At 70.3% G+C, this 21,247-nt stretch carries 16 protein-coding genes and 2 tRNA genes; 10 read left to right on the top strand and 8 right to left on the bottom strand.

Features of this window, described 5'->3' with window-relative positions; translation table 11 throughout:
• Positions 1-264 precede the first annotated feature (264 nt).
• Genes ABZ953_RS02720 through ABZ953_RS02710 form a run of 3 tightly spaced genes read left to right on the top strand, consistent with a single transcriptional unit; the run spans position 265 to position 4,006 of the window.
• The gene (locus ABZ953_RS02720) at positions 265-1,092 is read left to right on the top strand and encodes an ABC transporter ATP-binding protein (RefSeq protein ID WP_361715468.1); all 828 of its coding nucleotides are present in this window, start codon (positions 265-267) and stop codon (positions 1,090-1,092) included.
• Positions 1,092-3,548 (top strand): FtsX-like permease family protein, encoded by a 2,457-nt coding sequence (locus ABZ953_RS02715; RefSeq protein WP_361715465.1) that lies wholly within the window; start codon positions 1,092-1,094, stop codon positions 3,546-3,548. Before ABZ953_RS02720 ends, ABZ953_RS02715 begins: the two co-directional genes overlap by 1 nt.
• Positions 3,545-4,006: an HD domain-containing protein gene (locus tag ABZ953_RS02710; RefSeq protein ID WP_361715462.1), complete on the top strand. Its 462-nt coding sequence runs from the start codon at positions 3,545-3,547 to the stop codon at positions 4,004-4,006. The genes ABZ953_RS02715 and ABZ953_RS02710 overlap by 4 nt, the downstream gene beginning before the upstream one ends.
• A 9-nt stretch (positions 4,007-4,015) precedes the next feature.
• On the opposite strand, the gene ABZ953_RS02705 is transcribed toward ABZ953_RS02710, so the two are convergent.
• Positions 4,016-5,227: an acyltransferase family protein gene (locus ABZ953_RS02705; RefSeq protein ID WP_361715459.1), complete on the bottom strand. Its 1,212-nt coding sequence runs from the start codon at positions 5,225-5,227 to the stop codon at positions 4,016-4,018.
• Between the two features lie 583 nt (positions 5,228-5,810).
• On the opposite strand from ABZ953_RS02705, the gene ABZ953_RS02700 reads away from it, so the two are divergent.
• Complete coding sequence (locus ABZ953_RS02700; RefSeq protein ID WP_361715456.1) at positions 5,811-6,005, top strand: hypothetical protein; 195 nt, start codon at positions 5,811-5,813, stop codon at positions 6,003-6,005.
• 113 nt (positions 6,006-6,118) lie between these two features.
• Here the strand turns inward: ABZ953_RS02700 and ABZ953_RS02695 are convergent, their stop codons facing one another.
• The 3 genes from ABZ953_RS02695 to ABZ953_RS02685 form a co-directional block, all read right to left on the bottom strand.
• Positions 6,119-7,465 (bottom strand): cysteine desulfurase, encoded by a 1,347-nt coding sequence (locus ABZ953_RS02695; protein WP_361715686.1) that lies wholly within the window; start codon positions 7,463-7,465, stop codon positions 6,119-6,121.
• Positions 7,458-8,846 carry a family 2B encapsulin nanocompartment shell protein gene (locus tag ABZ953_RS02690; RefSeq protein WP_361715453.1) on the bottom strand — a complete coding sequence of 463 codons (1,389 nt, stop codon included), beginning with the start codon at positions 8,844-8,846 and terminating at the stop codon, positions 7,458-7,460. The genes ABZ953_RS02695 and ABZ953_RS02690 overlap by 8 nt, the downstream gene beginning before the upstream one ends.
• A 394-nt stretch (positions 8,847-9,240) precedes the next feature.
• Positions 9,241-9,311, bottom strand: a tRNA-Gly gene (locus ABZ953_RS02685).
• Between the two features lie 142 nt (positions 9,312-9,453).
• On the opposite strand from ABZ953_RS02685, the gene ABZ953_RS02680 reads away from it, so the two are divergent.
• The 5 genes from ABZ953_RS02680 to clpX all read left to right on the top strand — a co-directional run bounded on the left by ABZ953_RS02680 (position 9,454) and on the right by clpX (position 14,284).
• Positions 9,454-9,530, top strand: a tRNA-Pro gene (locus ABZ953_RS02680).
• A 126-nt stretch (positions 9,531-9,656) separates the two neighbouring features.
• Positions 9,657-11,045, top strand: coding sequence for a trigger factor (tig, locus tag ABZ953_RS02675; RefSeq protein ID WP_361715450.1), 1,389 nt, complete (start codon positions 9,657-9,659; stop codon positions 11,043-11,045).
• Between the two features lie 422 nt (positions 11,046-11,467).
• Positions 11,468-12,073 carry an ATP-dependent Clp protease proteolytic subunit gene (locus tag ABZ953_RS02670; RefSeq protein WP_361715683.1) on the top strand — a complete coding sequence of 202 codons (606 nt, stop codon included), beginning with the start codon at positions 11,468-11,470 and terminating at the stop codon, positions 12,071-12,073.
• Positions 12,074-12,134: 61 nt separating this feature from the next.
• On the top strand, positions 12,135-12,830 hold the full coding sequence (locus tag ABZ953_RS02665) for an ATP-dependent Clp protease proteolytic subunit (RefSeq protein WP_361715447.1): 696 nt from the start codon (positions 12,135-12,137) through the stop codon (positions 12,828-12,830).
• Positions 12,831-12,997: 167 nt separating this feature from the next.
• Entirely contained in the window at positions 12,998-14,284 is a 1,287-nt protein-coding gene (gene clpX, locus ABZ953_RS02660) for an ATP-dependent Clp protease ATP-binding subunit ClpX (RefSeq protein WP_361715445.1), read from the top strand.
• 109 nt (positions 14,285-14,393) lie between these two features.
• On the opposite strand, the gene ABZ953_RS02655 is transcribed toward clpX, so the two are convergent.
• From ABZ953_RS02655 to ABZ953_RS02645, 3 genes are all read right to left on the bottom strand, one after another.
• Positions 14,394-15,443 carry a hypothetical protein gene (locus ABZ953_RS02655; RefSeq protein WP_361715442.1) on the bottom strand — a complete coding sequence of 350 codons (1,050 nt, stop codon included), beginning with the start codon at positions 15,441-15,443 and terminating at the stop codon, positions 14,394-14,396.
• 119 nt (positions 15,444-15,562) lie between these two features.
• On the bottom strand, positions 15,563-16,612 hold the full coding sequence (locus tag ABZ953_RS02650) for a hypothetical protein (protein ID WP_361715439.1): 1,050 nt from the start codon (positions 16,610-16,612) through the stop codon (positions 15,563-15,565).
• A 210-nt stretch (positions 16,613-16,822) separates the two neighbouring features.
• Entirely contained in the window at positions 16,823-17,767 is a 945-nt protein-coding gene (locus tag ABZ953_RS02645) for a hypothetical protein (protein ID WP_361715436.1), read from the bottom strand.
• Positions 17,768-17,903: 136 nt separating this feature from the next.
• On the opposite strand from ABZ953_RS02645, the gene ABZ953_RS02640 reads away from it, so the two are divergent.
• Positions 17,904-20,528 (top strand): valine--tRNA ligase, encoded by a 2,625-nt coding sequence (locus tag ABZ953_RS02640; protein WP_361715433.1) that lies wholly within the window; start codon positions 17,904-17,906, stop codon positions 20,526-20,528.
• A 78-nt stretch (positions 20,529-20,606) separates the two neighbouring features.
• Here the strand turns inward: ABZ953_RS02640 and ABZ953_RS02635 are convergent, their stop codons facing one another.
• Positions 20,607-21,233, bottom strand: a complete 627-nt coding sequence (locus tag ABZ953_RS02635; protein WP_361715430.1) for a hypothetical protein — start codon at positions 21,231-21,233, stop codon at positions 20,607-20,609.
• Positions 21,234-21,247: the final 14 nt, after the last annotated feature.

Genomic DNA, 21,247 nt, shown 5'->3' with positions numbered 1-21,247 from the left:
CGACGCCGGGCTCCTTGCCGTACGACGCCGGGCTCCTTGCCGTACGGCGCCGGGCTCCTTGCCGTACGGCGCCGGGCCCCTTGCCGTACGGCGCCGGGCCCCTCGCCCGACCGCGCCCGGCTTTTCCGTACGGCCGGGGTGGGGTTCTCCCCACCCCCGTTTCGCCAGCCGCCCTCATGGTCCACACCACCCCCTGATCCGTACGTTCGAGACATCGACAGGGCACGCCGGTGGGCGGCGTACGAACGGAAGGCGGGCACAGCCATGGGGCTGCGACGGAAGAACCGGGCCGAAGAGGGCACGACGGCGGCCACGCTGCCTCCGATGCCGACCGGCATGCCCGGCGACTGGGCCGTCGAGCTGCGCGGAGTCCGCCGCCAGTACGGCCGGGGAGCGGGCGCCGTGCACGCCCTCGCGGGCATCGACCTCGCCCTGCCCCGCGGCAGCTTCACCGCCGTCATGGGCCCCTCCGGATCCGGCAAGTCCACCTTCCTGCAATGCGCCGCGGGCCTGGACCGGCCGAGCACCGGCACCGTCCACCTCGGCGGCACCGAGATCACCGGCATGAGCGAGAACAAGCTCACCGCGTTGCGCCGCACCCGCCTCGGCTTCGTCTTCCAGGCCTTCAATTTGCTGCCCTCGCTGACCGTCGAGCAGAACGTCGTCCTGCCGATGCGCCTCGCGGGCCACCGCCCCGACCGCCGCAAGGCCGCCGAGATGCTCACCCGCGTCGGCCTCGGTGACAAGGGACGCCGCCGTCCTGGACAGCTCTCCGGCGGCCAGCAGCAGCGCGTCGCCATCGCCCGCGCCCTGGTCACCGAGCCCGACGTGATCTTCGCCGACGAGCCGACCGGCGCCCTGGACACCACCACCGCCACCGAGATCCTCGGCCTGCTGCGCTCCGCCGTCGACGGGATGGGCGCCACCGTCGTCATGGTCACCCACGACCCGTCCGCCGCGGCCTACGCCGACCGCGTCCTCTTCCTCGCCGACGGCTCCCTCGTCGACCGCCTCGAACGCGCCTCCGCCGCGCAGATCGCGGCCCGGATGACGAGCCTGACCGCCCCGGCGTACGCGGGGGTGGCCGCGTAATGGCGTACGTGCCCAACGGCCTCGCCCGCGCCGCCGTCCGCTTCAAACCCGCCGCGTTCGCCGGAACCTTCGTCGCCCTGATGATGGCCTCGCTGATCGTGGCCGCCTGCGGAATCCTCCTGGAGACGGGCCTGCGCGCCACCGTGCCGCCCACCCGCTACGCGGGCGCCCCCGTGGTGGCCGCCGCCGACCAGTCCGTCCACTTCGTCACCGGCAGCGGCGACAGCAAGTCCGAGTCGGACACGCCCCTGCCCGACCGGGCGCGGATCGACGACTCCCTCGTCGGCAAGGCGGGTTCGGTGCCCGGCGCGCGCACCGCCGTGCCCGACGTCACCTTCCCCGTGCAGTCCGGCGGCAAGGACGTCACCGCCCACGGCTGGGCCTCCACCGCCTTCACCGGCGAGAAGCTGACCGCGGGCCGCGCCCCGCACCCCGGCGAGGTCGTCCTCGCCGCGCCCGGCGCCGACGTCGGCGACCGCGCCACGCTCACCACCGCGGACGGACCGCGCGACTTCCGCGTGTCCGGCACCGTAACGGGCGGACAGGCCCCGCCCACCGCCTGGTTCGCCGACTCCGAGGCCATCCGTATCTCCGGCCACCCCGGACGCATCGACGCCGTCGCCGTACTGCCCAAGGGCGGCGTCTCGGCCGACGACCTCAAGGCGCAGGTGGCGAAGGTCCTCGGCAGCAAGGCCACGGTCCACACCGGCGACGACCGCAGCGCCGCCGAAGGCTCCGAACTCGCCTACGCCAAGGAGCTCCTCACCGCGCTCGGCGGCTCCTTCGGCGGCATCGCCGCCCTGACCGCCGTGTTCACCGCGGCCGGTACCGTCGCGCTCTCCGTCGGCCAGCGCGCCCGCGAGTACGCGCTCCTGCGCGCCATCGGCACCACCCCGCGCCAGGTCCGCCGCACCGTCGCCACCGAGACGCTGCTCGTCGCGCCCTTCGCGGGAGCGGTCGGCGTGCTGCCCGGCATCGCCCTGGCGAGCTGGTGGTTCGGGCAGCTGAAGGAGAAGGGCGCCGTCCCCGAGGGCGTGGACCTGTCGGTCTCCTTCATCCCGCTCGTCTCCGCCGTCGGCGTCTCCCTCCTCACCGCGCTCGGCGCCGGGTACCTGGCCGCCCGCCGCCCCTCCCGCATCAAGCCGGGCCAGGCGCTCAGCGAGGCGGCCACGGAACGCATGCCGCTCGGCTGGATCCGTACCCCGCTCGGCATCGCAGCGGCGGCCGGCGGCGCGGTCTTCGCCGGGTTCGCCGCGAACAACACCGGCGACGACGCGGCGAACGCGGCGCTCGGCGTCGTCATGCTCTTCATGCTCGCCGTGGCCCTGCTCGGCCCGCTGGTGGCGCGCGGCTGCGCCGCCCTGTTCGGGCTCCCGCTGCGCGGCGCGGGCGCCGCCGCCTCGCTGGCCGCCGCCAACTCCCGTACGAACGCCCGCCGCCTGGCCTCCGCGATCACCCCGATCGTGCTCGCCATGGCCTTCTCCAGCGTCCTCGTCTTCATGCACACCAGCGAGGAGAGGGTCGCCGCCGACCAGCAGCGCGCGGGCATCACCGCGGACCACATCGTCACCTCCGACGCGGGCCTCGCCCCCGGCACGGTGGCCAGGGCCGCGCACGCCGACGGCGTCACCTCGGCCGTCGGCCTGCTCAAGACGTCCGTCCTCGTCCCGGTCGGCTCGGGCGGCGACCGCTGGCTGGAGTCGGCCTCGACGCAGGGCGTCACCGGCTCCGCCGCCGACCTCGCGAGGGTCCAGGACCTGAAGGTCGAGACGGGCGCCCTCGCCCTCGGCAAGGGCGAGATCGCGATCGACACCCGCCTCGCCGACTCCGCCCACGTACGGACGGGCGACCGCGTCGACGTCCGCATGCCCGACGGCACCAAGGCGTCGCCGAAGATCGTGGCGACGTACGGCAGGGGCCTCGGCCTCTCCCAGGTGACCATGCCCGCGGCCGACCTGAAGCAGCACCTCACCTCGTCCTTCACCGGTGAGATCTGGACCAGGGGCGGCTCCGCACAGGCCCTCGCCGGGCTCGGCACCCTCCAGGACCGCGACGGCTACGCCACCGCCCAGTCCCTGGACCGCGAGCTCAACGCCTGGGCCAACACCACGATGGCGGCCGTCCTCGGCGGCTTCGCGGCCGTCGCCGCGGTCAACACCCTGGTGATGACGGTCCTCGACCGCCGCCGCGAACTCGGCACCCTGCGCCTGATCGGCTCCACGCGCCGCCAGGTGATGCGGATGATCCGCTGGGAGGCGCTGCTCGTGACCTGCGCGGGCATCGTCATCGGCTCGGCCATCGCGCTGGCCACGCTCGTCCCGATGATGAACGGCCTGACGGGCGAATCCCCGTACATCCCACCGATGTTGTACGGGTCGTTCGTGGCCGCGGTCCTTGTCCTCGGCCTCGCCGCGACGACTCTTCCGGCGAGGGCGGCCCTAAAGTCGGCGACATGACACCCGAGGAAAACGACCCGGAGCCGCTGCCTCTGTCCGAGGTGGCGGCTCTCGCCCGTGCGGCCCACGCGGGCCAGGCCGACAAGGCCGGGCGCCCCTACGCCGAACACCTCCAGGCCGTCGCCGAAGGGGTCGAGGCGCGGGGCGGCGACGCCGACCAGATCGCCGCGGCCTGGCTGCACGACGCCATCGAGGACGACGCCCTGTCGGAGCGGTGGCTGCGGGACGCCCCGCTCAGCCGCCGTACGAAGGACATCGTCCTGGCGCTCACCAAGCTCGCGGGCGAACCCCAGGAGGCGTACGCCGCGCGGATCCTCGCGACGGACGGCGCCCGCCTCGTGAAGGAGGCGGACCTGGCGCACAACGCGGACCCGGCCCGCCTCGCGGTCCTCGACGCGACGACAAGGGCGCGCCTGACGGTGAAGTACACCGCCATGCGCGCCCTGTTGGGTCTGTAGCGCCGCGCGCTACGTCACCTTTGTCTTGGTCCGCTCCCGGGCCAGCGCCGCCGCGTCCCGCTTGAAGGCCCACTCCATCTTGGGCTCCATCGCGAAACGGAACATCCGCTGCACCGGAGGCGTGCACAGGAGGGTCACCACGCTCGCGGCGACCACCGTCACGAAGATCTCACCGGCCGGCTGGTGCAGCCAGTCGTAGGTGTCGAACCAGCCCCAGAAGCGGGAGCCCTTGGCGATGAAGCCGTGCAGCAGGTAGCCGTACAGCGTGCCGGCGCCGAGGACCGTGAACCACATCTTGCGGCGCGGCACCCACGCGAAGAAGCACGCGGTGAGGACCACGGAGCAGCCGAAGAGCGCCAGCGTCATCACGATGCCGACCCACCACGGAACGCCCAACTCCTGGGCGCTGTCCCGGCGGTAGAACCACACGGAGGTCATCCGGGGCGCGGCCCAGTACGCGAGGAGCAGCGCGCCCGCGAAGACCGGCACCGACAGGATCCGCACCTCGCGGCGGCGCACCAGCTGGAAGTACTCGGGCTTCATGAAGAGGCCGAGCACGAAGAACGGCATGAACTGCAGTACGCGCTGCAGGTCGAGGTCGTCGCCGATGTCGGGTGAGATCACGGCGAGCATGGCGATGGCCAGTGCGAGCGGCACCGGCCAGCGCACGATCTTCCACAGCGGCACGGTGAGCCGCCACACGAAGAGCGCCACCAGGAACCAGGTGAGGTACCAGGGGTCGAGCAGGCTGATCGGCTGGCTCGGGTCGTCGTCCGCCCAGCGCTTGAAGAGGGAGTACGCGATCTCGAAGATGACGTACGGCACGGCGACGCCGGTGACCAGCCGCTTGAGGCGGTCGGGCCGCATGTCGAAGCTGCGCGAGAAGTAGCCGGAGATCAGGATGAACGCGGGCATGTGGAAGGTGTAGACGGTCATGTACAGCGCCTCGGCGGCGCGGCTGTGATCCGTCAGCGGTTCCCATGCGTGAGCCATCGCCACGAGGACGATCGCCAGGTACTTGGCGTTGTCGAAGAACGCGTCGCGCTGCTTGGCGGGCTTCGATCCGCTCTGGGTGGTGCTCTGGCCGCTCGGGATGGGGGGAGCCGCGGCGGCCTGCGGGGTCGGATGATGGGCGCGGGGAGTCGGGACTCCGTCCACCGGCACCTGGACCGGGGGGAGCGGCGCCCGGTGGCGTCCGTGCGGGTGCACCGAGTTGGTCACAGGCCCTCCCACCTAGAGCTCGGTGAGACGACCCGGGACCGCACTGCGCCTGGGGGGATGGTGGCAGCGTGGAACATCTGAGGCACCCTAGCGGCGGGGCGGTGTATTCGTAAAACCCTCGTTGCTTTCGTCTTCGCAATCTCTGTCGATCGCGGAGGCGAATCCCACTTAACCGGTACCGGGTGCCCGGGAATCGGCCGAGTTGACAGTGAGATGCGGCTGTATGCGGCCATATTCTGCCCGTTACGTCACCACTCATCCGATTTAAATGGTGCATAACGCCTGCGGGGGACTCTGGTGAAATGTCCGGTAGGCGGGGGAGCCGGGCGGGGAGTTCGGTGATGTTACGCCTGCGGGGTGTGTTTCTGGCTACCATTCGAATTTCCTGCGAACGTTGTGTGTGGTGACGGCAACGATCGCGTTGAATTCCCGGCCCGCGCACCGGTGATCCGGAAAGCCGTGGCCGACGATGTGTCACCGGCCGCATACAGCGGGCCTGTTGGTGGCACGATGGTCCCTGGCGGGGGTGTGCGGGGCCGTACCCCCCGGGCCGGGAGAGCGACCGACCAAGGGTGTGATCAGTGTGGCCATTTCGCTGTCAGTCGTGCTGCTGTTGGCGATCATCCTTGTGGTGCTGATCCGCGGGGGATCGCTCAAGGCGGGCCCGGCGATCGTCGCGGTGCTCTTCGGCTTCTTCCTCGCCTCGACCGGTATGGCGCCCTCCATAAACCGCTTCCTGAACGAAGTGGCGCAGACCATCAACTCGATCAGCTTCTGAGGCCTTTCGGGAAGACGCGCGGAGGCGTGTGAAGACATGCGCGGGCCGCCGGGCGGTGCCGGTTCCGCCCCGGTCGTGTCCCGGGACGGCCCGGCGCCGTCGGCACTTTTCTTTCAGGACGATTCCTGTAGACCCCGCAGCGAGGCCACCAGCCGGTCCACCTCCTCCGACGTGTTGTAGAGCGAGAGCGAGGCACGGGCCGCCGACTCCAGGCCGTAGTGCGCGAGAGCGGGCTGCGCGCAGTGGTGGCCCGCGCGGACGGCGATGCCGTCGCGGTCCAGCCAGTCGGCGACCGTGGCCGGGTCCTGGCCCGCGAGCGTGAAGGTCAGCACCGCGATGCGGTCGGGCGCCGCGCCGAGCAGGGAGAGCCCCGGCACGGTGGCCATGGCCTGCTGCGCGTACGCCATGAGCGCGTTCTCGTACGACGCGATGGCGTCCCGGTCGAAACCGGTCAGCCAGTTCAGCGCCGCGAGCAGACCGACCGCCCCGGAGATGTGCCCGGTGCCCGCCTCCAGGAGGTGCGGCGCGGGAGCGAACACCGTCCGGTCGAAGGAGACGGACTCGATCATGTTGCCGCCGCCCTGCCACGGCTTCAGGGCCGTCATGACCTCCGGCTTCGCGTAGAGGGCGCCGATGCCCGTGGGCGCGAACAGCTTGTGCCCGGAGAAGACGTAGAAGTCCGCGCCCAGGTCCTGCACGTCGACCGGCAGGTGGGCGACCGCCTGGGCGCCGTCCACGAGCACCTTGGCGTCGTAGCGGTGGGCGAGCGCGGTCATCTCCTTGACCGGCGGCACGGTCCCGAGCACGTTCGACGCGTGGCTGACCGCGACGAGCCGGGTCCGGTAGGACAGCAGATCGGCGTAGGCGGCCTGGTCGATCTGCCCGTCGGCGTCCAGCGGGACGGGCACCACCCTGGCCCGGGTCTCCTTGGCGATCAGCTGCCAGGGGACGATGTCGGAGTGGTGCTCGAGGACGGGCACGAGGATGTCGTCGCCGGGGCCGAGGTTGGCCCGCCCCCAGCTCTGCGCGACCAGGTTGATCGCCTCGGTCGTGCCGCGCGTGAACGCCACGGTCTCCGGCGACTCGGCCCCCAGGAACGAGGCCACGGCGGCCCGCCCGCCCTCGTACAGCTCCGTCGCCTCGCGGGCCATGGTGTGGGCGCCGCGGTGGATGTTGGAGTTGGCGACGCTGTAGTACGCGGTGAGGGCCTCGATGACCTGGCGCGGCTTCTGGGTGGTGGCGGCGTTGTCGAGCCAGACGAGCGGGTGCCCGTTGACCGTGCGGTGCAGGATCGGGAAGTCCTCGCGTACCGCCTCGGCGGAGAAGGCGCCCGGTGCGGTGGCGGGCTCCGCGGCCTGCGGGGCGGCGACGGGCTCCGTGACGGCCGGTGGTGCGGAGCCGGGCGCGGCCACCGAGCTGACCGATCCCGCCGAGCCCACCGAACTCACAAGATCACGCATAGTCATGGTAGTTGCCCACCTCGACGTTCTGCAGGACGGCGATCGCGTCCTCCACGAGCACCGCCGTGTTGAAGTACGCCGTCATCAGGTGGGACGTGATGCCCTTGTTGTCGACGCCCATGTTCCGCATGGACAGGCCGGGCTCGACCTCGTCGGGGACCTCGGCAGGACGCAGCCCCACCACGCCCTGCTCGGCCTCACCCATCCGCATCAGCAGGATCTCCGTGGTGCCCGTGTGGGCGCCCACGCCGTTGCTGAACCGCACCTTGTCCGACGGCAGCAGCGGCACCCCGCGCCAGGTCAGCAGCGGACTGCCGAACCGGGTATCCGTCACCGGGGGCACGCCCCGCCGCGTACATTCCCGCCCGAACGCGGCTATCGCCTTGGGGTGGGCGAGGAAGTAGCCGGGCTGCTTCCACACCTTCGCCAGGAGTTCGTCCAGGTCGTCGGGGGTGGGCGCCCCGGTGCGGGCCTGCACGCGCTGCCCGGCGCTGACGCTGTTGAAGAGGCCGAACTCCGGGTGGTTCAGGAGCGAGGCCTCCTGCCGCTCCCGCAGCGCCGCGATGGTCAGGTTGGCCTGCGCCCGGGTCTGGTCGATGGGGCCGTTGTAGAGGTCGGCGACGCGGGTGTGCACGCGCAGCACGGTCTGGGCGAGGGTCATGTGGTACTCGCGGGGCGCGTCCTCGTAGTCGACGAAGGTCCCCGGCAGGTCGGGCTCGCCCACGTGCCCCGAGGCCAGATCCACCGGCACCTCGCCGCCCGGCAGCGATCCGTCGTCGGCGACATAGGCCGCCATCGCCGTACACGTCTTTTCGTCGCGCTCGGTGATCGCGGTGAGCGCCGCGCGGTCGGCGCAGAGCGCGGTGCCGCGGGTGAGGGCCTGCACGCGGTACGGCAGCGGCTCCTCGGCCGTCCACGCGGCGAGGTCGAAGAACTGCCCGTCGCCGACGACGTCGAGCAGCGCGTCCTCGCCGTACCGCCCGGTGACCCGCTTCTCGGCCCGCCCCCGCACGATGATCCACAGCCGGTCGGCGGGGTCGCCCTCCTGGGCGAGCACCTGACCGGGCTCGAAGGTCACCTCCGTGAAGGCGTCGGCCAGCTCGGCGACGGTGGCGTCGTCCGCCTCCCGCAGGTACGGCACCTCGCGTAAGTCGCCGGGCACCACGCGCGCGGTGCCGCTCTCGTCGTACGTGGTGATGCGGTCGTCGCCGAGTACGTAGGTACGGCGGCGGTTGACGCGGTAGACGCCGGAGTCCACGTCGACCCAGGGCAGCGCCCGCAGCAGGTACCGCGGCGTGATGCCGCGCATCTGCGGAACGGTCTTGGTCGCGGTCGCCAGCTGCCGTGCGGCATCCGGTCCGAGGGACAGGCGGTCGGTCATCGGATTCTCCTTGCGGGTAGGGGGAAAGCCGGACCGATCGTCCGAGGGTGATCCCCGAGCCACAAGGGGGGCATTTGTCACGATTGAGGGCGACAGGCCGGAAACGGCCGGTCGGCGCGGGGGCCCGGCCCCGCTGAGCGGCACAGCTGCCGTCGCGGACCCGGACGCGGCCCTTCCGAAGGCCGCGTATCCGGCGTGATACGTCCCTGAGGGCGGGCTTAGCGCCCCTCAAAGAAGCCGTTATGGGGCGGGGCGCAAAGACCTCTCACGGACCCGCGCCCTCCGGTGCTCCGCGCCGGTCCGGTGGTTGTCCGGTGGGTGCCTGGTGGGCGTCCGGTGGGTGTCCGGCACGCAGAAAACCCCAGACCGTGTCCGGCCTGGGGTTTCTCGCGAGAGCGGGTGACGGGAATCGAACCCGCGTAGCTAGTTTGGAAGACTAGGGCTCTACCATTGAGCTACACCCGCACAGATCGCGCCAACGACGGGGAAGCCGCGGCACGCACAGCATCGTAGCGGGTCGCGGGCCTTCGCCGCACGCCCCCCTCACTGCCCCCGTTTAACCGGGGGCCGCACTGCCTGCGGGCATGTACCCTACGTGTCGCACCGACGGGGTGTGGCGCAGCTTGGTAGCGCGTCCGCTTTGGGAGCGGAAGGCCGTGGGTTCAAATCCCGCCACCCCGACCAGCACGATCTCCCTCACAAGATCGCATTGTGGGTCGGCCTCCGCTTGCCGTTACTATGCAAGCTGTGTGCCCGTGTGTCTCTGAGCCGGGCTCAATCCCAAGAAGTCAGCCCCAAGGAGACCGAACCGTGAAGAGCGCCGTGGAGACCCTGAACCCGACCCGGGTTCGGCTCACTGTTGAGGTGCCCTTCGAGGAGCTCAAGGACAGCCTCGACGCGGCCTACAAGAAGATCAACCAGCAGGTCACGGTGAAGGGCTTCCGCAAGGGCAAGATCCCGGCCCGTGTCATCGACCAGCGGTTCGGCCGCGGCGCCGTCCTCGAAGAGGCCGTCAACGACGCGCTCCCGAAGTTCTACACCGAGGCCGTGAACGAGGCCGAGCTCAACGTCCTGGGCCAGCCCGAGGTGGACATCACCGAGCTGAAGGACAACGAGACCCTCAACTTCACCGCTGAGGTCGACATCCGTCCCGCGATCGAGATCCCGGACTACTCCGGCATCGAGGTCGAGGTCGACGCGGTCGAGGTCAGCGACGAGGACGTCGACAAGGCCGTCGAGGAGCTGCGCGAGCGCTTCGCCTCCACGGCCCCGGTCGAGCGTGCCGCCGAGGACGGCGACGTCGTGACGATCGACCTGGAGGCCAAGGTCGACGGCGAGGTCCTGGAGGACGGCGTCGCGTCCGGCGTCTCCTACACGATCGGCTCCGGCGAGCTCCTCGAGGGCATCGACGACGCCGTGAAGGGCCTGGAGGCCGGTGGCGAGGCCACCTTCACCTCCGAGCTCAAGGGCGGCTCCGCCGCGGGCAAGGCGTCCGAGGTCACCGTCAAGGTCACCCAGGTCGCCGCCCGTGAACTGCCGTCCCTGGACGACGACTTCGCGCAGCTCGCGTCGGAGTTCGACACCCTCGACGAGCTGAAGGCCGACAGCCGCAAGCGCCTCGAGAACATGAAGCAGTACGACCAGGCGACGCAGGCCCAGGAGCGTGTCCTGGAGAAGCTGCTCGAGCTGGTCGAGGTCCCCGTCCCCGAGAAGCTCCTCGCGGACGAGATCCAGACCCGCAAGCACAACCTGGTGAACCACCAGCTCGGCCAGATGGGCCTCGACCTCGCGAAGTACCTGGAGATCCAGGGCAAGACCGAGGAAGAGTTCGACGCCGAGACCAAGGAGCAGGCCGAGAAGGGCATCAAGACGCAGTTCGTCCTCGACGAGCTCGTCAACAAGGAGAAGCTGAACGTGAACCAGGAGGAGCTCACCGAGCACCTCATGCGTCGCGCGCAGTCCTCCAACATGTCCCCCGACCAGTTCGCCCAGGCCGTCGTCGAAGGCGGCCAGGTCCCGATGCTGGTCGGCGAGGTCGCCCGCGGCAAGGCCCTCGCGGTCGTCGTCGAGGCGTCCACGGTCAAGGACACGAACGGCGAGGTCGTGGACCTCGACGACGAGGACGAGACGGCTGCCGCCGAGGCTGAGCAGGCCGAGGCCGAGCAGACCGACGCCCCGGCCGAGAAGACCGAGGCGTAAGCGCTCGCGCTCGGCTGAACGCAACGGGGTCCCCGGAACCGCCTGGTTCCGGGGACCCCGTGTCTTTTTGGGGGCGCGGGGAACTGCGCGAGCAACCAGCGACAAGCCGCACCCGCAGTGAGGCCGGCGGCGGGCAGACGCGTCCGCACCCCGGTGGGGGCTGGCCGCGCAGTTCCCCGCGCCCCTGACGGGGCACCGTCACCCGCCCGCCCAGGCCGAGCGCGGCAACCTGCGCTCACAGCGAACAGCAAGCTCTCCGGGATTCCCCGAAGGGGCCCGCGCGTTAGGGTCCATGAATACGAGGGCAGGGGAGTCCCCGAAGCCGCCCCGGAGCGGCGAGCACGCGGGGTCCCAGGTCCCAAGAAGACGTGAGACGGCCCGGCGCCGTCGTAAGACGAGCAGGTGGATACGTGACGAATCTGATGCCCTCCGCCGCCGGCGACCCCTCCATCGGTGGTGGCCTCGGCGACCAGGTCTACAACCGGCTGCTCGGCGAGCGGATCATCTTCCTCGGCCAGGCCGTGGACGACGACATTGCCAACAAGATCACCGCGCAGCTGCTGCTTCTCGCGGCAGAGCCGGACAAGGACATCTTCCTCTACATCAACAGCCCCGGCGGCTCGATCACGGCCGGCATGGCGATCTACGACACCATGCAGTACATCAAGAACGACGTGGTGACGATCGCGATGGGCATGGCGGCCTCCATGGGCCAGTTCCTGCTCAGCGCCGGCACGCCCGGCAAGCGCTTCGCCCTGCCGAACGCCGAGATCCTGATCCACCAGCCGTCCGCCGGCCTCGCCGGCTCCGCGTCGGACATCAAGATCCACGCCGAGCGGCTGCTGCTCACCAAGAAGAAGATGGCCGACCTCACGGCGCACCACACCGGCCAGTCCGTCGAGCAGGTCACGCGCGACTCGGACCGCGACCGCTGGTTCGACCCGCAGGAGGCCAAGGAGTACGGCCTCATCGACGACATCATGTCCAGCGCCGCCGGCATGCCGGGCGGGGGCGGCACCGGAGCCTGAGCCCCGTGCTCAGCGTCCCGCAGCCGACACCCAAGCCCCTCCCTTCTCAGGAGAACCAGAGATGAACAACTTCCCCGGCAGCGGCCTCTACGGACGCGCGCAGGCCGAGAGCGGCCAGGCCGAGTTCACCGGCGCCAGCGCCGAGTCCCGCTACATCATCCCGCGCTTCGTCGAGCGCACCTCGCAGGGCGTGCGTGAGTACGACCCGTACGCGAAGCTGTTCGAGGAGCGCGTGATCTTCCTCGGCGTGCAGATCGACGACGCGTCCGCCAACGACGTCATGGCGCAGCTCCTGTGCCTGGAGTCGATGGACCCGGACCGCGACATCTCGATCTACATCAACAGCCCGGGCGGCTCTTTCACCGCCCTCACGGCCATCTACGACACGATCCAGTTCGTGAAGCCGGACGTCTCGACGGTGTGCATGGGCCAGGCCGCCTCCGCCGCCGCCGTGCTCCTCGCGGCCGGTACGCCGGGCAAGCGCATGGCCCTGCCGAACGCGCGCGTGCTGATCCACCAGCCCTACAGCGAGACCGGCCGCGGCCAGGTCTCCGACCTGGAGATCGCCGCCAACGAGATCCTCCGGATGCGTGCGCAGCTGGAGGAGATGCTGGCCAAGCACTCCACGACGCCGATCGAGAAGATCCGCGACGACATCGAGCGCGACAAGATCCTCACGGCCGAGGACGCGCTCGCGTACGGCCTGGTCGACCAGATCATCTCCACCCGGAAGATGAACAACGCCTCGGTCGCCTGACCCAGCGCTGTAGCATCTGCCGCTCCTTGGCATGGTTTGTGCACGACTCACGTCGAAGTGAACCGTGCCAAGGGGGGCCCGAACGGGGGGCCCGGCAAGGTACCGTCGGATATGAGGCACCAGGAGCCGCTGAACGTGGCGTCTCCCAGGCGAAGGGGAAGCACCTCGTGGCACGCATCGGTGACGGCGGCGATCTGCTCAAGTGCTCGTTCTGCGGAAAGAGTCAGAAGCAGGTCAAGAAGCTCATCGCAGGCCCCGGTGTGTACATCTGCGATGAGTGCATCGACCTCTGTAACGAGATCATCGAGGAAGAGCTCGCGGAGACGAGCGAGGTGCGCTGGGAGGAACTGCCCAAGCCTCGCGAGATCTACGAATTCCTTGAGGGCTACGTCGTGGGCCAGGAGCCCGCGAAGAAGGCCCTCTCGGTAGCGGTGTACAACCACTACAAGCGGGTCCAGGCCGGAGAGAACGGCGGCGCACAGGGCCGCGACGACGCGATCGAACTCGCGAAGTCCAACATCCTGCTGCTCGGCCCGACGGGATCCGGCAAGACGCTCCTCGCGCAGACGCTCGCGCGCATGCTGAACGTCCCGTTCGCCATCGCGGACGCGACGGCTCTGACAGAGGCGGGCTATGTCGGCGAGGACGTCGAGAACATCCTGCTCAAGCTGATCCAGGCGGCTGACTACGACGTCAAGAAGGCCGAGACCGGGATCATCTACATCGACGAGATCGACAAGGTGGCTCGCAAGAGCGAGAACCCCTCGATCACCCGCGATGTCAGCGGCGAGGGTGTGCAGCAGGCTCTGCTGAAGATCCTGGAGGGCACCACGGCCTCCGTACCGCCGCAGGGCGGCCGCAAGCACCCGCACCAGGAGTTCATCCAGATCGACACGACGAACGTGCTCTTCATCGTGGGCGGCGCCTTCGCCGGCCTCGAGAAGATCATCGAGTCGCGGGCGGGCGCGAAGGGCATCGGCTTCGGCGCCACCATCCGCTCCAAGCGCGAGATGGAGGAGAAGGACCAGTTCGAGGACATCATGCCGGAGGACCTGGTGAAGTTCGGGATGATCCCCGAGTTCATCGGCCGCCTCCCCGTGATCACCTCGGTCCACAACCTCGACCGCGAGGCCCTGCTCCAGATCCTCGTCGAGCCGCGCAACGCACTGGTGAAGCAGTACCAGCGCCTGTTCGAACTCGACGGCGTGGAGCTGGAGTTCGAGCGCGAGGCCCTCGAAGCCATCGCGGACCAGGCGATCCTGCGGCAGACCGGCGCCCGAGGGCTCCGCGCCATCATGGAAGAGGTCCTGCAATCGGTGATGTACGAGGTGCCGTCCCGCAAGGACGTAGCCCGTGTCGTCATCACGGCGGACGTCGTCCGCTCGAACGTGAACCCGACGCTGGTGCCGCGCGAGGCGCGCGGTCCGGGCGCGGGCGAGCAGAAGTCCGCGTAACCGCACGCCGGTTGCGCAGTACGCCGAAGGGGGCGCCCCGCGATCACTCGCGGGGCGCCCCCTTCGGCGTACTCATGTGCACAAACAAGGTCAGGCGTGCAACACGAGGTCAGGCCTTCACGCGGACTTCCTTGCGGACCTTGAGCGCGGTGGCCGAGGCGCCGCTGAGCGAGACCTTGCCCGCCATGGCGTTCGCGACCTCGACGGGGACCACGACGCCGAGGGTGCTGTGGTCGCTCCAGATGCAGACCGGCATCCGGATCTCCTTGGGCCCCGAGGACGACCCGCCGCTCGCACTGTCGTTCTCGATCACCGACTCCTGGCACTTGAGGGCCGCGTCGCCGGTGCTGAAGTCCTTGGGGCTGCCGACCAGTTCGCCCGTCTCCGAGCTCTTCCCCTGGGAGTCCTCCTTGAGCTTGGCGAACATGGCGTCGACGACCTTCTCGGGCTTGTCGATGTCGCCGTAGACGCCCATGAACTGGATCGCCTTCCGCGCCAGGGGGTTGCTGTCGTCGCCCGCCTTGTAGGCGGCGTCCACGTCCTGGGGGTTCTTGACGCCCGCCTTCTCGGCGGCCGTCAGGTCGCTGGAGTTGAAGCCGCCGCTGTCGCCCTCGTTCTTCTCGTACTCGCCGAGAAGCCTGCTGGGCGTGGTCAGCGTGTGCGGTCCGTCGTCCTTGATGCCGACGTCCGCGACGTCCGAGGAGCCGCCGTTCTTGCCGCCCTTGTCGTCGTCGCCTCCCGCGAGGAGGAAGTAGCCGCCGACGGCGGCCGCGGCGACCACGGCGACGGTGGCGATGATGATGCCGGTCTTCTTCTTGCCACCGCCGGGGGGCGGCGGCGGGACCTGCCCGTAGGGGGCCTGCTGGGGGAACTGGCCGTAGGGGCCCGGCTGCTGGGGCTGGCTGTAGCCGCCCTGGGGGGCCTGCTGCGGGGCCTGCGGGGCCTGCTGGGGGTAGCCGTAGCCGGGCTGGGGCTGCGCCGGGGGTGCCTGCTGGGGGTAGCCGTAGCCGGGCTGGGGCGCCTGCGGCGGCTGGCCGTAGGGGCCGGGCTGCTGTGGGGGCTGCCCGTAGGGCCCCGGCTGCGGGGGCTGCCCGCCGCCGTACGGGCCGGGCTGCTGGGGCTGCTGCCCGCCGTACGGGCCCGGCTGGTTGTAGCTCATGGGGGTTCCCCTCCGAAACGCTTTATGTGTTTCCGACATCCTGACGCAACGGGGCCCGGTCGCATGACCGGGCCCCGATACGTTCGCAATTGCCGGGCCCACCCACCGCCCGGCGGGCGTCAGTTCTTGACGCGGACTTCCCCGCGGAACTTGGCCGTGGTGGTCGAGGCCTCGTCGAGGTCGGCGGCGGCGCCGGACACCGCACTCGCGACGTCCGTGGTGACGACGTAGCCGATGGTGCTGTGGTCGCCCCAGATGCAGGTCGCCGCGGACATCTCGCTCGGACCCGAGGACCCGGCCGAGGAGCCGGACGTACCCGCCCCGCTGCCCATCGCGATCTTCATCTCCTGGCACTTCAGGACGGCACCGTCGAGCTCTGCGGGCTTGTACTCCTTGGGCTCGCCGACCAGCGTGACCTTCTGGCCGGTGCCGCTGCCGGACGTCTCGTTCTTCTTCTTGGCGTTGGAGAACATGTGGTCGACGACCCCCTCCGGGTCCTCGATGTCCCCGTACACGCCGCCGAAGCTCAGGATCTTCTGCGCCATCGGGTTCTCCTTGGAGCCCGACTGGTACCCGGCGTGCACGTCCTTGGGGTTCTTCACCCCCGCCGCCTCGGCCTTGTCGAGGTCGATGCTGTTGAGGCCGCTGGACTGCTCCGCGTCCTTCTTGTAGTCGACGAGGACGGTCATCGGCGTGGTCAGCTTGTGCGGCCCGTCGTCCTTGATGCCGCCGTCGTCGCCTCCGCCGCCCGCGACGTCCGAGGAGCCGCCGTTCTTGCCGCCCTTGTCGTCGTCGCCTCCCGCGAGGAGGACGTAGCCGCCGACGGCGGCGGCGGCGACCACGGCGACGGCGGCGATGATGATGCCGGTCTTCTTCTTGCCGCCACCCGGGGGCGGCGGCGGGACCTGCCCGTACGGGGCCTGCGGAGGCATCTGGCCGTAGGGGGCCTGGGGCGGCTGCCCGTAGGGGCCCGGCTGCTGGGGCTGGCTGTAGCCGCCCTGCTGGGGGGCCTGCTGCGGGGCCTGCGGGGCCTGCTGGGGGTAGCCGTAGCCGGGCTGGGGAGCCTGCGGCGGCTGGCCGTAGGGGCCAGGCTGCTGCGGCTGCTGGCCGTACGGCCCGGGCTGCTGGGGCTGCTGCCCGCCGTACGGGCCCGGCTGGTTGTAGCTCATTACTGGGGGTCCCTCCCGATGCTTATGTGTTCCGAACATCCTGTCGGATGGGCGCTCGGGGTTGGGCCCTAGGGTCGGATCGATGCGGAGTTGTTGAAGGGCTGTGCCAGAGGCCGGACGTGCGGGCGGACGTGCGGGCGGATGTGTGGGTGGACATACGAGGCCCGGGACGGTGGCACCGCCCCGGGCCCTTCCTCCCCAGATGCTCCGCTACGCCTTGACGCGGGCGGCCTTGCGCAGGTGGGCGGCGAACTCGGCGACGTCGTCCACGACCATGCCGCCGCCCTTGCCCTTCGCCATCGCCGCCAAGTCGATGCCGAACACGATGCCGTACGTGCTGTGGTCGGCCCAGATGCAGATCGGCAGCTTCGTCTCGTCGCCGTCGTCCTTGATGCTGGCGGTCTGGCACTTCATGACGGCGTTGTCGAGGCCGTCGGGCTCGACGGTCTCGGGGCTGCCGACGAGATCGACCTCATCACCGGCGTCGGTGGACTTGCCCGACTCCTTCTCCGTGTTCTCGTCGGCCTTGGCGAAGCCGTCGTCGACGGCGCGCTCCGGGTCTTCGATGTCGCCGTACATCCCCTGGAAGCTCATCTGCTTCCCCTTGAGGGCTGCGCCCGACTCGTAGGAGGCCGATACGTTCTCGGGGTTCTTGATGCCGATGGCCTCGGCGTTCTTCTTGTCGCCGGAGCCGAGCGGGCCGTCGCCGGGGGCGCTCGAATCGCTGCCCTTCTTGTACGCGTCCACGGAGGACGGCGGCACCAGCTTGTGCGCGCCGTCGTCCTCCACCGACACCGAGTCGCTGCCGCCGAAGACGAAGTACGCGCCGACGCCGAGCGCCGCGACCACGGCGACCGCGCCGATGATGATGCCGGTCTTCTTCTTGCCACCGCCCCCCGCGGGCGGGGGAGGGGGCGGGACCTGACCGTAAGGCTGCTGCTGGCCGTAGGGGGCCTGGGGCGGCTGACCGTAGGGGCCCGGCTGCTGGGGCTGGCTGTATCCGGGCTGCGGCTGGCCGTAACCGGACTGACCGTAACCGGGCTGGCCGTAACTCTGCTGAGGCTGCTGCGACTGCTGGGGCTGTTGCGGCTGCTGTCCGTACGGTCCTGGCTGCGGTGGCTGCTGCCCGTACGGGCCCGGCTGGTGGTCGCTCATGACGTGGGTCCCCCCGTGAATATTGATGTGTCCGGGACATCCTGGACGAAGCCGTGACCTTGTGGGGAGCCCGACGGCAACCGTTATCGAAGATTCCGGTTTCTGGACCGCTCCGTGACCCCTCTAAACTGACCGCGTGACCGAGAACGCTCAGCAGCAGCCCCCAGCGACCACTCCCGAACTGCCGACCCAGTACGCGCCGGCCGAGGTAGAGGGGCCGCTGTACGAGCGCTGGGTGGAACGGGGTTACTTCTCCGCCGACGAGAAGAGCGAGAAGCCCCCGTACACTGTCGTCATCCCGCCGCCGAACGTGACCGGCGCGCTCCACCTGGGCCACGCCTTCGAGCACACGCTCATCGACGCCCTCACCCGCCGCAAGCGCATGCAGGGCCACGAGACGCTCTGGCAGCCCGGCATGGACCACGCGGGCATCGCCACGCAGAACGTGGTGGAGCGCGAGCTCGCCAAGGAGGGCAAGTCCCGCCACGACCTCGGGCGCGAGGAGTTCATCGAGCGCGTGTGGAAGTGGAAGGGGGAGTCCGGGGGGCAGATCTCCGGGCAGATGCGCCGTCTCGGCGACGGCGTGGACTGGTCGCGTGAGCGGTTCACGATGGACGAGGGGCTCTCGAAGTCCGTCCAGACCATCTTCAAGAAGCTCTACGACGACGAGCTGATCTACCGCGCCGAGCGCATCATCAACTGGTGCCCGCGCTGTCTGACCGCGATCTCGGACATCGAGGTCGAGTACCAGGACGACGACGGCGAACTGGTCTCGATCAAGTACGGCGAGGGGGACGAGACGCTCGTCGTCGCCACCACCCGCGCCGAGACGATGCTCGGTGACACCGCCGTCGCGGTCCACCCCGAGGACGAGCGGTACAAGCACCTGGTCGGCAAGCAGATCAAGCTGCCGCTGACCGACCGCACGATCCCGGTCGTCGCCGACGAGCACGTCGACCCCGAGTTCGGCACCGGCGCCGTCAAGGTGACCCCGGCGCACGACCCGAACGACTTCGAGATCGGTCAGCGCCACTCGCTGCCGAACATCGCGGTCATGGACGAGCACGCGGTCATCACGGTCCCCGGCCCCTTCCAGGGCCTCGACCGCCTGGAGGCCCGCTCCGCCATCGTCGGCGCGCTGCGCGCCGAGGGCCGCATCGTCGCCGAGAAGCGCCCGTACACGCACTCCGTCGGCCACTGCTCGCGCTGCAAGACCACCATCGAGCCGCGCCTGTCGATGCAGTGGTGGGTCAAGGTCGGCCCGCTCGCGAAGGCCGCCGGTGACGCGGTCCGCGACGGCAAGGTCAAGATCCACCCGCAGGAGATGGAGAAGCGGTACTTCGACTGGGTCGACAACCTCCACGACTGGTGCATCTCGCGCCAGCTCTGGTGGGGCCACCGCATCCCCGTCTGGTACGGCCCGAACGGCGAGGTCGTCTGCGTCGGCCCCGACGACGAGGCGCCCACGGGCGAGGGCTGGACGCAGGACCACGACGTGCTCGACACGTGGTTCTCCTCGGGCCTGTGGCCGTTCTCCACGCTGGGCTGGCCCGAGCAGACCGACTCGCTCGCGAAGTTCTACCCGAACTCCGTCCTGGTCACCGGCTACGACATCCTCTTCTTCTGGGTCGCCCGGATGATGATGTTCGGCCTGTACGCGATGGACGGCACCCCGCCGTTCCACACGATCGTGCTGCACGGCATGGTCCGCGACCAGTTCGGCAAGAAGATGTCGAAGTCCTTCGGCAACGCGGTCAACCCGCTGGACTGGATGGACAAGTACGGCTCGGACGCCCTGCGCTTCACGCTCGCCCGCGGCGCCAACCCCGGCACCGACGTGCCGATCGGCGAGGACTGGGTCCAGGGCTCGCGCAACTTCGCCAACAAGATCTGGAACGCCACGCGCTTCGCGATGATGAACGGCGCCACGATCGAGGGCGAGCTGCCCCCGGCCGAGCAGCTGTCCGCCACCGACCGCTGGGTGCTCTCCCGGCTCAACGCGACGGTCGCCGAAGTCGACGCGCTCTACGACGACTACCAGTTCGCCAAGCTCTCGGACGCCCTCTTCCACTTCGCGTGGGACGAGGTCTTCGACTGGTACGTCGAGCTCTCCAAGACGACGTTCATGGCGGGCGGCGAGGGCGCGAAGGTCTCGGCGCGCGTCCTCGGCGAGGTCCTCGACGTCACGCTGCGCCTGCTCCACCCGATCGTCCCGTTCGTGACGGAGACGCTCTGGACGGCGCTGACCGGCGGCGAGTCGCTCGTCATCGCCGACTGGCCCTCGGACAGCGGCTTCCGCGACGCGGGCGCCGAGCGCGAGATCGAGACGCTCCAGCAGGTCATCACCGAGGTCCGCCGCTTCCGCGCCGACCAGGGCTTGCAGCCGGGCCAGAAGGTGCCGGCCCGCCTGACCCTGGACGGCACGGCGCTCGCCCCGCACGAGGCCGCCATCCGCCAGCTCCTGCGCCTCCAGCCGGAGGGCGACGCCTTCACGGCGACGGCGACGCTGCCGGTCTCGGGCGCCACGGTCGCGCTCGACCTGTCCGGCACGATCGACGTGGCGGCCGAGCGCAAGCGCCTCGCCAAGGACCTGGCCGCCGCCGAGAAGGAGAAGGCACAGGCCGAGGCGAAGCTGGGCAACGAGGCGTTCCTCGCCAAGGCTCCGGACAACGTGGTCGACAAGATCCGCGGCCGCCTCACCAAGGCGGAGGCCGACATCGCACGGCTGCGGGCGCAACTGGAAGCCCTGCCGGCCGCGTAGCACCGCACACCCCGAAGGCCCCGGAACCGTCCATCGGTCCCGGGGCCTTCGCGCGTACGGCTACGCAAACGCGTACGGCTACGTGATGGACTCGGCGACCGGCCCCGTTGCCTGCCGCCCGATGGGGCCGAGCTCCTCCGGGACGCGCGGCAGCAGATCGAGGCCGAGCCGTTCGAGCTCCGCCTCGGCCAGCGCGGCCAGGGTCTGCGGATCGCCGTTGCGCCAGCCCTCGGCGAGGCTGCCGGGGGTGGCGCCCGCGATGTTCGTCGCGGTCGCCGCCACCTCGTGCAGCGGTCTGAGCAGGGTGCGCAGGGCGAGGATCTCGCGGCCGTCGTCGGAGGCGGCGAGATCGCGGGCCGCGCCCGCCTGCCGGACCCAGCGCAGCCGGCGCGGCAGCCAGGCGGCCAGGACGAGGCCGACGGGCAGGACGAAGAGGGCGAGGGCGCCCACGGCGACGGCCGTCCGGACGGCCACCGGATCCATGGCGTCGACGACGTCCGCGACGCGGCGCAGCGCGGTGTCGACGCGGCCGCCGACCAGCGGCAGGGGCGCGTTGTGTTGCTGCAGGGCACGGGGGACCGCGAGCAGGCAGGCCAGCCGGTACGTGAGGACGGCGGCCGTGGCCCACAGCGCGGTCCACAGGAGGATGCCGGCGTCACCGGCGAGCTGATGGGTCCGCCTGGCGGGGTTCTGGGCATACCACATGGTCCGATTTGACC

This window comes from Streptomyces sp. NPDC046465 (assembly GCF_040646035.1).
Lineage (GTDB): Bacteria > Actinomycetota > Actinomycetes > Streptomycetales > Streptomycetaceae > Streptomyces.
This window is presented reverse-complemented; position numbering and strand designations above follow the sequence as displayed.

Bases quoted from the DNA above. Each gene is read 5' to 3' on its own strand.
- ABZ953_RS02665 (WP_361715447.1), top strand. From the start codon at position 12,135: ATGAACAACTTCCCCGGCAGCGGCCTCTACGGACGCGCGCAGGCCGAG.
- ABZ953_RS02650 (WP_361715439.1), bottom strand. From the start codon at position 16,612: ATGAGCTACAACCAGCCGGGCCCGTACGGCGGGCAGCAGCCCCAGCAG.
- ABZ953_RS02645 (WP_361715436.1), bottom strand. From the start codon at position 17,767: ATGAGCGACCACCAGCCGGGCCCGTACGGGCAGCAGCCACCGCAGCCA.
- ABZ953_RS02715 (WP_361715465.1), top strand. From the start codon at position 1,092: ATGGCGTACGTGCCCAACGGCCTCGCCCGCGCCGCCGTCCGCTTCAAA.
- ABZ953_RS02690 (WP_361715453.1), bottom strand. From the start codon at position 8,846: ATGACCGACCGCCTGTCCCTCGGACCGGATGCCGCACGGCAGCTGGCG.
- ABZ953_RS02695 (WP_361715686.1), bottom strand. From the start codon at position 7,465: ATGCGTGATCTTGTGAGTTCGGTGGGCTCGGCGGGATCGGTCAGCTCG.
- ABZ953_RS02635 (WP_361715430.1), bottom strand. From the start codon at position 21,233: ATGTGGTATGCCCAGAACCCCGCCAGGCGGACCCATCAGCTCGCCGGT.
- ABZ953_RS02720 (WP_361715468.1), top strand. From the start codon at position 265: ATGGGGCTGCGACGGAAGAACCGGGCCGAAGAGGGCACGACGGCGGCC.
- ABZ953_RS02710 (WP_361715462.1), top strand. From the start codon at position 3,545: ATGACACCCGAGGAAAACGACCCGGAGCCGCTGCCTCTGTCCGAGGTG.
- ABZ953_RS02655 (WP_361715442.1), bottom strand. From the start codon at position 15,443: ATGAGCTACAACCAGCCGGGCCCGTACGGCGGGCAGCAGCCCCAGCAG.
- ABZ953_RS02670 (WP_361715683.1), top strand. From the start codon at position 11,468: ATGCCCTCCGCCGCCGGCGACCCCTCCATCGGTGGTGGCCTCGGCGAC.